Origin of the sequence: Streptomyces lienomycini (genome assembly GCF_027947595.1) — a bacterium.
Taxonomy (GTDB): Bacteria; Actinomycetota; Actinomycetes; order Streptomycetales; family Streptomycetaceae; genus Streptomyces; species Streptomyces lienomycini.
This window is the reverse complement of sequence record NZ_CP116257.1, coordinates 3196922-3210008: the sequence shown is the minus strand read 5'-3', so window position 1 is coordinate 3210008 and position 13087 is coordinate 3196922. Positions and strand designations below refer to the sequence as shown.

Annotated in this window: 11 protein-coding genes and 1 pseudogene; 7 read left to right on the top strand and 5 right to left on the bottom strand. The window is 74.3% G+C overall.

Going from position 1 to position 13087, the window contains the following annotated elements; genetic code table 11:
* Positions 1-6: 6 nt before the first annotated feature.
* From egtA to egtD, 4 genes are read left to right on the top strand one after another with little or no spacing between them, the layout of a single operon-like run.
* Positions 7-1308: an ergothioneine biosynthesis glutamate--cysteine ligase EgtA gene (egtA, locus tag BJ961_RS14375; protein WP_271413205.1), complete on the top strand. Its 1302-nt coding sequence runs from the start codon at positions 7-9 to the stop codon at positions 1306-1308.
* On the top strand, positions 1305-2660 hold the full coding sequence (egtB, locus tag BJ961_RS14370) for an ergothioneine biosynthesis protein EgtB (protein WP_271413204.1): 1356 nt from the start codon (positions 1305-1307) through the stop codon (positions 2658-2660). Before egtA ends, egtB begins: the two co-directional genes overlap by 4 nt.
* Complete coding sequence (gene egtC / locus BJ961_RS14365; protein WP_271413203.1) at positions 2660-3472, top strand: ergothioneine biosynthesis protein EgtC; 813 nt, start codon at positions 2660-2662, stop codon at positions 3470-3472. Before egtB ends, egtC begins: the two co-directional genes overlap by 1 nt.
* The gene (gene egtD, locus BJ961_RS14360) at positions 3469-4443 is read left to right on the top strand and encodes an L-histidine N(alpha)-methyltransferase (RefSeq protein ID WP_271413202.1); all 975 of its coding nucleotides are present in this window, start codon (positions 3469-3471) and stop codon (positions 4441-4443) included. Before egtC ends, egtD begins: the two co-directional genes overlap by 4 nt.
* 80 nt (positions 4444-4523) lie before the next feature.
* Here the strand turns inward: egtD and BJ961_RS14355 are convergent, their stop codons facing one another.
* Complete coding sequence (locus tag BJ961_RS14355; RefSeq protein WP_271413201.1) at positions 4524-5792, bottom strand: extracellular solute-binding protein; 1269 nt, start codon at positions 5790-5792, stop codon at positions 4524-4526.
* Positions 5793-6053: 261 nt separating this feature from the next.
* On the opposite strand from BJ961_RS14355, the gene BJ961_RS14350 reads away from it, so the two are divergent.
* The gene (locus tag BJ961_RS14350) at positions 6054-6269 is read left to right on the top strand and encodes a dodecin (protein ID WP_271413200.1); all 216 of its coding nucleotides are present in this window, start codon (positions 6054-6056) and stop codon (positions 6267-6269) included.
* Positions 6270-6314: 45 nt separating this feature from the next.
* On the opposite strand, the gene BJ961_RS14345 is transcribed toward BJ961_RS14350, so the two are convergent.
* Positions 6315-6806 carry a phosphatase domain-containing protein gene (locus tag BJ961_RS14345; protein ID WP_271413199.1) on the bottom strand — a complete coding sequence of 164 codons (492 nt, stop codon included), beginning with the start codon at positions 6804-6806 and terminating at the stop codon, positions 6315-6317.
* A gap of 91 nt (positions 6807-6897) precedes the next feature.
* On the opposite strand from BJ961_RS14345, the gene BJ961_RS14340 reads away from it, so the two are divergent.
* Both BJ961_RS14340 and BJ961_RS14335 read left to right on the top strand, forming a co-directional pair.
* A complete protein-coding gene (locus tag BJ961_RS14340; RefSeq protein WP_271413198.1) occupies positions 6898-7917 on the top strand; it encodes an LLM class flavin-dependent oxidoreductase in 1020 nt (339 codons plus the stop codon).
* Between the two features lie 39 nt (positions 7918-7956).
* Positions 7957-10300, top strand: a pseudogene (locus tag BJ961_RS14335) (ATP-binding cassette domain-containing protein).
* A 45-nt stretch (positions 10301-10345) separates the two neighbouring features.
* Here the strand turns inward: BJ961_RS14335 and BJ961_RS14330 are convergent.
* The 3 genes from BJ961_RS14330 to BJ961_RS14320 form a co-directional block, all read right to left on the bottom strand.
* Positions 10346-11290, bottom strand: coding sequence for a PRC and DUF2382 domain-containing protein (locus tag BJ961_RS14330; protein ID WP_271413197.1), 945 nt, complete (start codon positions 11288-11290; stop codon positions 10346-10348).
* 72 nt (positions 11291-11362) lie between these two features.
* Positions 11363-12208, bottom strand: a complete 846-nt coding sequence (locus BJ961_RS14325; protein WP_271413196.1) for a lysophospholipid acyltransferase family protein — start codon at positions 12206-12208, stop codon at positions 11363-11365.
* The gene (locus BJ961_RS14320; protein WP_271413195.1) at positions 12205-12990 is read right to left on the bottom strand and encodes a GNAT family N-acetyltransferase; all 786 of its coding nucleotides are present in this window, start codon (positions 12988-12990) and stop codon (positions 12205-12207) included. Before BJ961_RS14320 ends, BJ961_RS14325 begins: the two co-directional genes overlap by 4 nt.
* Positions 12991-13087 lie beyond the last annotated feature (97 nt).

Sequence of the window (13087 nt, the reverse complement as noted above, 5' to 3'; positions counted from 1 at the left end):
CCCGACATGTCCGATTCGGTTGGTGGCTGTATCCGGCCACGCACCGCCGTCAGTGAGGCCGAGGTCGAGGCGCTGGTCCACGGCATCTGCTTCAAGACCGGTCCGCCCGAACGCCTCGGCGTCGAGGTGGAATGGCTCGTCCACGAGCCGCGCGCGCCGCGGCTCCCCGTGTCACCCGAACGGCTGCGCGCGATGTACACCGCGCTGCGGGCCGTTCCCCTGAGGTCGGCGCTGACCGTCGAGCCCGGCGGCCAGCTGGAGCTGAGCTCCCTTCCCGCCGCCTCGCTGACGGAGTGCGTCCGCTCCGTCTCCGCCGATCTCGACGCCGTCCGTGCCGTACTGCGCGAGGACGGTCTCGCCCTGGTCGGCCTCGGCCACGATCCCTGGCACCCGCCGCGCCGCTATCTGCGCCAGCCGCGCTACGACGCCATGGAGGCCTGTCTGGACCGCGCCGGTCCCGGCGGCCGCTTCATGATGTGCGCCTCCGCCTCGGTGCAGGTGTGTGTGGACGCGGGGCACGAGGAGCCCGGGCCGCTGGGGCACGTACGCCGCTGGTGGCTGGCCCATCATCTGGGCGCGGTCCTGCTGGCCGCGTTCGCCAACTCCCCGCTGTCCGGCGGCCGGCCCACCGGCTGGCGGTCCACCCGGCAGCTGCGCTGGGCGCAGATCGGTACCGGCCGGGCGGGCGGCCCCCGGCTGAACACCGACCCGCGCGGCACCTGGGCGCGGCACGTGCTGGACGCCCCGGTGATGTGCGTCCGCCGGGACGGCGGGCCCTGGGACGTGCCGGAGGGCCTGACCCTGCGGGAGTGGACCCGCGAGCTGGTGCCCAGGCCGCCGACCCGGGAGGACCTCGACTACCACCTCACCACCCTCTTCCCGCCGGTGCGGCCGCGCGGCCACCTGGAGCTGCGCATGATCGACGCGCAGCCCGGGGACGACGGCTGGATCGTGCCGCTCGCGGTGACCGCCGCGCTCTTCGACGACCCGGAGGCCACCGAGACCGCCTACCGGGCCGTCAAACCCCTGGCCGAGCGCACGCTGGGCCTGCCCGCGCCGCACAATCCGCTGTACGAGGCCGCGGCCCGGGACGCGCTGACCGATCCCGAGCTGCGCGAGGCGGCCGCCGCCTGTTTCACCGCGGCGCTCGCCGCACTGCCCCGGCTCGGCGCGACGGCCGAGGTGACCGATGCCGTCGCCGGGTACCTGGAGCGCTACGTCCTCAGGGGCCGCTGCCCCGCCGACGATCTGCTGGACGTGCCGGGCGGCGCCGGCCGTGGCCCGCACGGGAGGGAGACCCGCTCATGACCGACCCCACCAACGAGACCGCCACCGCGACCGCCGGCGAGGGGTCCGTGGACGCCGAGGGGCTGCGGGAGCGGGCCCTGGCCACGCTCGTCACCGCCCGGGAGCGCACCACGCTGCTGACCAGTTGCGTGGAGGGCCCCGACCTGACCGCGCAGGTGTCGCCGCTCATGTCGCCCCTGGTGTGGGACCTGGCGCACATCGGCAACCAGGAGGAGCAGTGGCTGCTGCGCGCCGTCGCCGGCCAGGAGGCGATACGCCCGGAGATCGACAGCCTGTACGACGCCTTCGAGCACCCCCGCTCCGAGCGGCCGAGCCTGCCGCTGCTGTCACCCGTCGAGGCCCGCCGGTACGCGGCCGACGTGCGCGGACGGGCCCTGGACGTGCTGGAGAGCACCGCGTTCGACGGGACCCGGCTGACGGAGGCGGGCTTCGCCTTCGGGATGATCGCCCAGCACGAGCAGCAGCACGACGAGACCATGCTGATCACGCACCAGCTGCGCAGCGGCCCGCAGGCCCTGACCGCCCCGGACCCGGACCCCGTGCCGCTGTTCACCGGCCCGGCCGAGGTCCTGGTGCCGGGCGGCCCCTTCACCATGGGCACGTCGACCGAGCCGTGGGCGCTGGACAACGAACGCCCCGCGCACCGGCGCGAGGTGGCGCCGTTCCACATCGACACCACGCCCGTGACCAACGGCGCCTACCAGGCGTTCATCGCCGACGGCGGCTACGACGACCCGCGCTGGTGGACCCCCGAGGGCTGGGACCACGTCCGCCGGCACACCCTCACCGCCCCGCTGTTCTGGCGCCGGGACGGCGGGCAGTGGCTGCGGCGCCGCTTCGGCGTCACCGAGGCGGTACCGGCCGACGAACCGGTGCTGCACGTGTCCTGGTACGAGGCCGACGCGTACGCCCGCTGGGCCGGGCGCCGGCTGCCCACCGAGGCGGAGTGGGAGAAGGCCGCCCGTCACGACCCGGCCGGCGACCGCACGGCCCGCTATCCGTGGGGCGACGCGGAACCGGGCCCGGAGCACGCCAACCTCGGCCAGCGGCACCTGCGCCCGGCACCCGCGGGCAGCTACCCGGCCGGCGCGTCGCCGCTCGGCGTACGGCAGTTGATCGGCGACGTCTGGGAGTGGACGTCGAGCGACTTCGCGCCGTACCCGGGTTTCCGGGCGTTCCCGTACCGGGAGTACTCGGAGGTGTTCTTCGGCCCGGAGTACAAGGTGCTGCGCGGCGGTTCCTTCGCCGTGGACGCGGTGGCCTGCCGCGGCACGTTCCGCAACTGGGACTATCCGATCCGGCGGCAGATCTTCGCCGGGTTCCGCACCGCCCGGTCGGCGGCGGTCTCCTGATGTGCCGTCACCTCGCCTACGTGGGCCCGGCGGAGCCGCTCGGCACCCTCACCGTGGCGCCGCCGCACGGCCTGTACCGCCAGTCCTGGGCGCCCCGCCACCAGCGGTACGGCACCGTCAACGCCGACGGCTTCGGGGTCGGCTGGTACGCCGAGGGCGACCCGGTGCCCGCCCGGTACCGCCGGGCCGGGCCGATCTGGGCGGACCAGTCCTTCGCCGACCTGGCCCGGGTCGTACGGACCGGTGCCCTGCTGGCCGCCGTGCGGGACGCGACGCTCTCGGGCGCCGACGCCGAGGCGGCGGCCGCTCCCTTCGCCGCCGGGACCTGGCTGTTCAGCCACAACGGTGCCGTGTCCGGCTGGCCGGACTCGCTGGCGCAGGTGGCCGCGACGCTGCCGCCCGGGGAGTTGCTGGCGCTGGAGGCCCGCAACGACTCGGCACTCGTGTGGGCGCTGGTCCTGGCCCGGCTGCGCGCCGGCGACGACGAGGGCCGGGCGCTCGCCGAGACGGTGCTGGAGGTCGCCGCGGCGGCCCCCGCCTCCCGGCTCAACCTGCTGCTCGCCAGCGGCACCACCATCACCGCGACCACCTGGGGCGACACCCTGTGGTACCTGTCCCGTCCGGGCGGCGGCACGGTCGTCGCCTCGGAGCCCTACGACGACGACCCGCGCTGGCAGGCGGTCCCCGACCGCACCCTGCTCGCGGCGAGCCGCACGGAGGTGCGGCTCACTCCGCTCAAGGAACCGGGCCGGGCCGTCCCCGCCGCCGGGCCGACAGACGCTTTCGCCTCTCCGAAGGAGCCCCGCCCGTGAGCCAGTTCCGTCTGACCCGGACGCTGCCCGAGGACGCCACGGACGCCGCCCTGCGCGCCGACGTCCTGGCGGGCCTGACGAGCACGCCCAAGCAGCTGCCGCCGAAGTGGTTCTACGACGCGCGGGGCAGCGAGCTGTTCGAGGAGATCACCGCGCTGCCCGAGTACTACCCGACGCGGGCCGAGCGGGAGATCCTCGTGGACCGGGCCGGCGAGATCGCCGCGGCGACCGGCGCCCGGACCCTGGTGGAACTGGGCTCCGGCTCCTCGGAGAAGACGCGCGTGCTGCTCGACGCGCTGACGGAGCGGACCGGGCTGCGCGGCTACGTGCCGGTCGACGTCAGCGAGAGCGCCCTCACCCAGGCCGGGCAGGCGCTCGTCGCCGAGCGTCCCGGCCTCCGGGTGCACGCGCTGATCGCCGACTTCACCTCGGGCCTCACCCTGCCCGACACACCGGGCCCCCGGCTGGTGGCGCTCCTCGGCGGCACCATCGGCAACCTGCTGCCCGAGGAGCGCGCCGCGTTCCTGTCCGCCGTGCGCGCCCGGCTCTCCCCGGGCGACGCCCTGCTGCTGGGCACGGACCTGGTCAAGGACGAGGAGGTCCTGGTCCGGGCGTACGACGACGCGGCCGGGGTGACGGCCGAGTTCAACAAGAACGTGCTGTCCGTGATGAACCGGGAACTGGAGGCCGACTTCGCGCCCGCGGCCTTCGAGCACGTGGCGCTGTGGAACGCCGAGCGCGAGTGGATCGAGATGCGGCTGCGCTCGCGCACCGCGCAGTCGGTGAAGGTCCAGGCACTCGACCTGGCCGTGGACTTCGCGGCCGGGGAGGAGCTGCGCACCGAGGTGTCGGCGAAGTTCCGGCGGGAGGGTGTGCGGGCGGAACTGGAGGCGGCCGGACTGGAGCCGGCGCACTGGTGGACGGACCGCGAGGACCGGTTCGCGCTGTCGCTGAGCGTGGCGCCGCGTTGAGCGGGACGCGATGACCGGGGCGCGCTGAGGCCGGGCCCGCGGCGGGGCGCGTTCCGGCGCCCCGCCGCGGGCCGGTCGGTTCAGCGCGTGTTGACGTCCAGCAGTTCGGTGATCCGGTCGGAGGCCTTGCGAGCCTCCGACTTCGCGTTCGCCCCCTTGAGCACCTTCGTCATGTACTCCTTGATCGGGTTGTCCGCCTCGACCGCGCCCCAGCGGGGCGTACCGGGGGTCGCCCGGCCCTGGGCGGCACCGGCCGCCATGGCCTCGATCCCCTCCTCGCCGGAGACGTCCTTGGCCAGCGACTTCTTGTTGGGGACGTAGTTCATGGCGCGGGCCAGGTCGGTGTTCCACTTGGTGCCCACGAGGGCGTCGACCACGGCGAGGGCGCCGTCCTGCTGGTCGGTGTTCTTCGGGACGACGAGGTCCGAGCCGCCGGTGAAGACGGCGCCGGGCTTGTCGGCCTTCTTGCCGGGCACCGAGAAGAAGCCGATCTTGCCCTTGAGTGCGGGGTTCTCGCGCAGGATGGTCTGCACCTGGCCCGGCACCGCGATGATCTGCGCGACCTGTCCCTTGGCGAAGACCCCGGTCTGCGGCGGGTGTTCCTCGTCGGCGTCGGCCGGCCCGTCGCCCAGGGCCTGGAGTTCACGGTAGAAGTCCATGCCGCGCAGGGCCTCCTCGGAGTCCAGGGCGCCCGACCAGACACCGCCCTCGCCGTCCTGGACGGCCAACTCGCCGCCCTCGTCCCAGATGAAGCCGGAGAGCGTGTACCAGTCCTGGCCGGCCAGGTAGATGCCCTGGTCGCTGCCCTTGTCCAGTTTCTCGGTGGCGCTGAGCCACTCCTCGCGGGTGCGGGGCGGCTCGTTGACGCCGGCCTGCTCGAAGAGGTCCTTGCGGTAGATGACGACGCGGTTGGCGGCGTACCAGGGGATGCCGAACTGCTGGGACATCCACTGCCCGGGTTCGGAGAGGCCCGGGAGCCAGTCGCGGTTGCCCCAGTCGCGCATCGACTCGAGGGTCAGGTCCTGGAGCCGGCCGCCCTCCGCGTACTGCGGGACCTGGGTGTTGCCGACCTCGATGACGTCGGGCCCGTCCGTGCCGTCGGCCTTCAGGGCGCTCTGCACCTTGTCGCCGATCCCGGTCCACTCCTGGATGCGGATGTCCAGGTCGATGTCGGGGTGTTCGTGCTCGAAGTCCTCGGTGAAGCGCTTCAGGAAGTCCTGCGAGGCGCTGTCCTTCATCAGCCACACGGTGACGGTGCGCCGCTCGCTCCCGCCGTCCCCCGAGATCAGGCCGCAGCCGCTGAGCACGGAGGCGGACACACAGACAAGGGCGAGGAGGCGACGTCTCACGAGGGGTCCTTCTGACTGACGAACAGAGAGGGCGGGGGCAGGGGTGTCCTGCGCACGCGAAGGGAGACCCGACGTGGGGGACGAGCCCGAGGCTCGAACGGGTGTCTGGGATTTTGGTATGGACCATTACAAAGGTCAAGGGGCGGGTAGCGGAAGGTAGCGAGGGTTTACGCCCGGAAGCCCGATGCCTCGCGCTCCGTCCCGACTTGGGGCACGGTGGAGTGACGCACGGCACACCGCTGTCGCGGAAGGAGCACCCGCATGTCGAACCACACGTACCGGGTCAGCGAGGTCGTCGGCACCTCGCCCGACGGCGTCGACCAGGCCGTCCGCAACGCCGTCACCCGCGCCTCGCAGACCTTGCGCAACCTGGACTGGTTCGAGGTGACGCAGGTGCGCGGCCAGATCGAGGACGGCCGGGTCGCACACTGGCAGGTCGGTCTGAAGCTCGGATTCCGCCTGGAGGAGTCGGACTGACGCCCCGGGACCGCCCCGCGCCCCGCCCCCTCCCGGCCGGGTCCGTCAGGTACGGCCCTCGCGCTCCTGCGCCGCGCGCAGTTCGGCCGACCGGGCCGCCCAGCGTGCCCGCAGGACGGTGAAACCGGCCCGTTCGGCGTCGTCGCAGACCAGTTCGTCGTCGTCCACCAGGACCCGGACCTCGCGGGTCCGCGCGAGGCGGCGCAGGATCTCCAGCTTGGTGCGCCGGGCGGGCCTGCGGTCGGCGTTGCCGCGCATGTGCACGGTCCCCTCCGGCAGGCCGTGCGCGGCCAGCCAGTCCAGCGTGTCGCGCCGGCAGCGCTCGGGCCGTCCGGTCAGGTAGACGATCTCGCACTCCTCGGCGCTCTCCCGCACCAGAGCCGTCCCCTGCGCCAACGGCGCATCGTGCGGTGCGGCGGCGAAGAAGGCGTCCCAGTCGCGGGGCCTGCGCTCCAGGTACCGCTGCCGGTGCGCGGTGTCGGCGAGGGTGTTGTCCAGGTCGAACACGGCCACCGGGGGCCTGCTGCTGTCGCTCACCCGCCCACCCTAGAACGCACCGCCGGACGGGAGGGCGCCCCGCCGGACGGGGCGCCGGGAATCTGTGCCGGGCGCGGACGTTGAACATCGTGTGACCTCAGCACTCGCCACCGCCCGCTTCTCCGTCCTCGACCGCTCCCGCATCCGGGCCGGCCGCACCGCCGGGGAGGCGCTGCGCGACACCGTGGAACTGGCCCGGGAGGCGGAACGGCTCGGTTACCACCGGTTCTGGGTGGCGGAGCACCACGGTGTGCCGGGGGTGGCCGGGTCGGCTCCGACCGTCCTCGCGGCCGCCGTGGCCGGTGCCACGAGCCGTATCCGCGTCGGTACCGGCGGCGTGATGCTGCCCAATCACCGGCCGCTGGTCGTCGCCGAGCAGTTCGGCGTGCTGGAGTCGCTCTTCCCGGGCCGGATCGACATGGGGCTCGGCCGCTCGGTGGGCTTCACCGACGGCGTGCGCAGGGCGCTCGGCCGGGAGAAGGACGACGCGGAGGACTTCGACGCGCAACTGGACGAGCTGCTCGGCTGGTTCCGGGGCACCTCCCCCACGGGCGTGCACGCGCGCCCCGCGGAGGGGCTGACCGTACCGCCGTTCGTGCTGGCCATGGGCGAGGGCGCGGCCGTCGCCGCCCGGGCCGGCCTGCCGATGGTCATCGGGGACCTGCGCGACCGGGACCGGATGCGCCGCGGCGTCGACCGCTACCGCGCCGGGTTCCGCCCCTCCCGGTGGAGCGCGGAGCCGTACGTCGTCGTCTCCGGCTCCGTCGCGGTGGCCGCGACACCCGGGGCTGCCCGGCGGCTCCTGGTCCCGGAGGCGTGGTCCATGGCCCACGCCCGCACCCGCGGCTCCTTCCCGCCGCTGCCCCCGGCCGAGCAGGTCGAGGCCCGCGCGATGACCGCCAGGGAACGCGACCTGTACGAGGCCGGTCTCGCCGGTCATGTCGCGGGCACCGAGGAGCAGGTCGCCGACGAGCTGGAGACGCTTCTGGAGGAGACCGGCGCCCAGGAGGTCCTGGTCACCACCAGCACGTACGACCGCGCGGCGCTGCTCGACTCCTACCGGCGGCTCGCCCGTGTCACCGGCACGGCACCGGCCGACGTCCCGGCGTAGAATCGCGGAGTTTGTCCCCCCACCGTACGGAGTTCCGCGATGCACAGCCCCCACGACCCGTACGTCCGGGTGCGTGACGCCCGCGAGCACAACCTCAGGGGCGTGGACGTGGACGTCCCCCGGGACGTGGTGGCGGTGTTCACCGGCGTCTCCGGTTCGGGGAAGTCGTCGCTGGCCTTCGGGACGGTCTACGCGGAGGCGCAGCGCCGGTACTTCGAGTCGGTCGCGCCGTACGCCCGCCGGCTGATCCACCAGGTCGGTGCCCCGAAGGTGGGTGAGATCACCGGGCTGCCGCCCGCCGTGTCGTTGCAGCAGCGGCGGGCGACCCCGACGTCCCGCTCCTCGGTGGGGACGGTCACCAACCTCTCCAACTCGCTGCGGATGCTCTTCTCCCGCGCGGGCGACTACCCGCCGGGCGCCGAGCGGCTCGACTCCGACGCCTTCTCGCCGAACACCGCGGCCGGGGCCTGCCCGGAGTGCCACGGGCTCGGCCGGGTGCACCGCACCACCGAGGAACTGCTGGTCCCCGATCCGTCGCTGTCGATCCGGGACGGCGCGATCGCCGCGTGGCCGGGCGCCTGGCAGGGCAAGAACCTGCGCGACGTCCTGGACGCGCTCGGGTACGACGTGGACCGGCCCTGGCGCGCGCTGCCCGCCGAGCAGCGGGAGTGGATCCTGTTCACCGACGAGCAGCCGGTGGTCACGGTGCACCCGGTGCGGGACGCGGGTCGCATCCAGCGGCCGTACCAGGGCACGTACATGAGCGCCCGGCGGTACGTGATGAAGACGTTCGCGGACTCGAAGAGCGCCGCGCTGCGGGCGCGGGCCGAGGGGTTCCTCACCAGTGCCCCCTGCCCGGTGTGCGGCGGCGGCAGACTGCGGCGCGAGTCCCTCGCGGTGACCGTCGGGGGCCGCAGTGTCGCCGAGCTGGCCGCGCTGCCGCTCACCGAACTGGCCGGGCTGCTGCCGACGGAGGGCGAGACGGCCCGGGTGCTGACCGGGGACCTCGTCTCCCGGATCGCGCCCGTGGTCGAGCTGGGGCTCGGCTATCTGAGCCTGGACCGCCCCACCCCCACCCTGTCGGCGGGCGAGCTGCAGCGGCTACGGCTGGCGACGCAGCTGCGCTCCGGGCTGTTCGGTGTGGTGTACGTCCTCGACGAGCCGTCGGCCGGTCTCCACCCGGCGGACACCGAGGCGCTCCTGACGGTGCTGGCGCGGCTGAAGGCGGCCGGCAACTCGGTCTTCGTGGTGGAGCACCACCTGGGCGTGATGCGCGGCGCCGACTGGATCGTGGACGTCGGCCCGGGGGCGGGCGAGCACGGCGGGCGGGTGCTGTACAGCGGCCCGGTCGACGGGCTGGCCCGGGTCGGGGAGTCCGCCACCGCCCGGCACCTGTTCGACCGCTCCCCCGCGCCCGCCCGCGAGGTGCGCTCCGCGCGGGGCGCCGTGACGGTCGGCCCGGTGACCCGGCACAACCTGCGCGGCGTGACCGCGCGGTTCCCGCTCGGGGTGCTCACCGCGGTGACGGGCGTGTCCGGGTCCGGGAAGTCGACCCTGGTCGGCGAGATCACGCAGGACCTGCCGGGAGTGGACCGGCTGGTCTCCGTCGACCAGCGGCCGATCGGCCGCACCCCGCGCTCCAACCTGGCCACGTACACGGGCCTGTTCGACGTCGTACGCAAGATCTTCGCCGCCACCGACCAGGCTCGGGAGCGGGGTTACGGCGTGGGCCGGTTCTCCTTCAACGTGCCGGGGGGACGCTGCGAGACCTGCCAGGGCGAGGGTTTCGTCAGCGTCGAGCTGCTGTTCCTGCCGAGCACGTACGCGCCCTGCCCCGACTGCGGCGGGGCCCGCTACAACCCCGCGACGCTCGAAGTGGCGTACCGGGGGCGGAACATCGCCGAGGTGCTGGACCTGACGGTGGAGGGCGCGGCGGAGTTCTTCGCGGACGCCCCCGCGGCGGCGCGCGCCCTGGCCGCGCTGCTGGACGTCGGCCTCGGCTACCTGCGGCTCGGGCAGCCGGCGACGGAGCTGTCCGGCGGTGAGGCGCAGCGCATCAAGCTGGCGAGCGAGCTGCAGCGGGGCCGCCGCGGCCACACCCTGTACCTGCTGGACGAGCCGACGACCGGTCTGCACCCGGCCGACGTCGAGGTGCTGATGCGCCAGTTGCACGGTCTGGTGGACGCGGGGCACACGGTGGTCGTCGTCGAGCACGACATGTCCGTGGTGGCGGGCGCCGACCATGTCGTCGACCTGGGGCCGGGCGGCGGCGACGCCGGCGGCCGGGTCGTCGCCGAGGGGCCGCCCGCCGAGGTGGCGCGGGCCGGGGAGCGCCACGGCGCCCTACCTGGCGCGGGCCCTGGACGGCGGGAAGCGCCGGTGAAGGGGGTTCACCGGCGCTCGGTCCCGCGTGACGACGGGGGAACGGTCACGTGCCGCCCCGCCGCTTGTCGCCGCGACCGGTCTCGCCCTCGGTGAAGGACTCGGTCTCGGCCTCGATGCGCTCCTTGCGGACCTGGCCGCGCACTGTCTCGTTCTCCGTGTGCTCCTCGGTGGTCATCCGGACCCGTTCCACCGGCACCGTCTCGGTCTCGACGACGGGGCGTTCCGCGTGCAGCGTGACCTCGTGCTCGGCCTCGCTGATCTCCGGTCCGGCCAGTGCCTCGTCGCGGTTGGCCTCCGTGATGGGCTCGCGCACCACCCGCACTTCCTCGTGGGTCACCGGCACGGTCTGCTGCACTTCCTCCGTGACCACGTACTTGTGCAGCCTGGCCCGGCCCGACTCCTGGCGTTCGACGGCGACGTGCATCTGCTCCTCGGAGCGGGTCATGGCCTCGTCGCCGCGCATGGCCTCGCGGTCCATGGCGTCCTGACGGCCGGTCCTGCCGCCCGCCGTGGGGGCCGTGCCCCCGACGCCGGCCTCACCGGTCGTGCCGGCCGTCCCGGCCGCGCCCGCCGCTCCGGCTGCCCCGGCGGCTCCGGCGGCGCCCGCCGTGCCGGGTCCGGCGGCCCAGCGGCCGTCGTCGGTGCGCTCGGCCTCGGAGAGCACACTGTCCCAGTTGATGCCGTAGTAGTCGTAGAGCCGGTGCTCCTCGGTCTCCGACAGATGGCCGCCCGCGTCGACGTCGACATTGGGCGCGCCCTTGACCTGGTCCTTGGCGTAGGGAACCTCGAGATGGTCCTGTACCAGCGCGGCGTCGCGGATGGGCACGAAGGACTCGTTCGCACCGAACATGCCCGTCTTGACACTCACCCACTCGGGGCGCCCGGTCATGTCGTCGAAGAAGACGTGCTTGGCGTCGCCGATCTTGTTGCCGTCCCCGTCGTAGACCGGTTGGTCCAGGACGTTGGCGATCTCTTCACGGGTGATCATCTGCCATCACCCTCCTTTCGGGTGCCTGCCTTCCGGTTGTCCGCATCCAGCGGTATGGAAACTGCACAAAGCTCACAAAGCGCACATACTTTTCGAAGGTGCTTTCCCCTGGTGGCCGTGGGCCGTGTGCGGGCGGCCGTGGGCCGCGCGTTCGGCGGCCCCGGCGAGGGCCCGCCGGTCCCGGTGCGGGCCGGCCCGTACGACCGGGCGCACCTCCACCTCGGCGGTCAGGCCGCGCGCCGACGCCACCCGCCACAGGGAGGCGGGCAGGGTGTCCGCGCCGACGAACGCGGGGGCCGTGCTCACCGCCCGTTGCCCGGCGCGGTAGCGGATGCGGACCGGCTGGACCGGTGCCCCGGCGTCCAGGGCGGCCTGGAACACGGCACGGCGGAAGGGGCCTGCGGCGCGTCCGCACCAGGTGCTGCCCTCGGGGAAGGCGGTGACCGCGGCGCCCGCGCGCAGGATCCGGGCGATCGCGGCGACCGTGTCCGGCAGGGCCCGCAGCCGGTCCCGTTCGATGAACAGCGCACCGCCTCGGGCGGCGAGCGCCCCCGCGACCGGCCAGCGCCGGATCTCGCTCTTGGCCAGCGTCCTGGCGGGACGTACGGCGGCGAGCAGCGGGACGTCCAGCCAGGAGACGTGGTTGGCGACGAGGAGCAGCCCGCCCTCGGGCACCGCGGCGCCGGTGACCCGGACCCGGACGCCCGCGGCCCGGACGATCCAGCGGCACCAGCGACGCACCAGGGCGTCGGGGACCCTCCGGCGGCCGAGCGGCGCCAGCACGACCGCGATCCCGGCCAGGAGGAGCACGGCTACCGCCGTCAGCCGCAGCACGGCGCGCGCTGCGGCCACCGCGTCCCCGACCGGCTCCACACACCGTGCGGGGGTGCAGGGCGCGGCGGGCAGCCAGCCGCTCACCGGGCCGGGGCCAGGGAGAGGAAGTGCCGCAGGTAGCGCGGGTCGATCCGGTTCATCGGCAGCAGCACGTACAGGTCCGCGACGCCGAAGTCCACGTCGTGCGCGGGCTCCCCGCAGACCCAGGCGCCGAGCCTGAGGTAGCCGCGCAGCAGCGCGGGCAGCCCGCTGCGGGCGACGGGCGGCGCGGCGGCCGGCGCGGTGCGCGGGATCCACGGCAGCAGGGGCCGTACCCGGTACTCCTCGGGCGCCAGGTGCCGGTTTCGCACCCGGTCCCAGGTGGCGGCCGCGAGGGCCCCGCCGTCGGCGAGCGGGAGAGAGCAGCAGCCCGCCAGCCAGGCGTGGCCGCGGTCGGTCATGTAGCGGGCGATGCCGGCCCAGACGAGCCCGATGACGGCGCCGTCGCGGTGGTCGGGGTGCACGCAGGAGCGGCCGACCTCGACCAGGCCGGGCCGGATCGGGTCGAGTGCCGCGAGGTCGAACTCGCTCTCCGCGTACAGCCGCCCGGCGACCGCCGCGCGCTCGGGCGGCAGCAGCCGGTAGGTCCCGACGACCTGCCCGGTGTTCTCCTCGCGCACGAGCAGGTGGTCGCAGTACGCGTCGAAGGGGTCGATGTCGTACCCGGGTTGCGGGCTCGCCAGCAGCGCGCCCATCTCCCCGGCGAAGACCTGGTGGCGCAGCCGCTGCGCGTCCCGTACGTCGTCCTCGTCGCGGGCGAGGGTGACGGTGTAGCGGCGGGGCGCGGCGGGCTTTCGGGGGCGGTCTGCGGTCAGTACGCCGGTCATGGGTGCTCTCCTGCTCGTGAGAACGGTGGTCGCGGGTACGGCTCCCGCCACAGTTCTCCCGACGCCGGCTGTACTGCGCGTGACGAGTGCCGGGAGC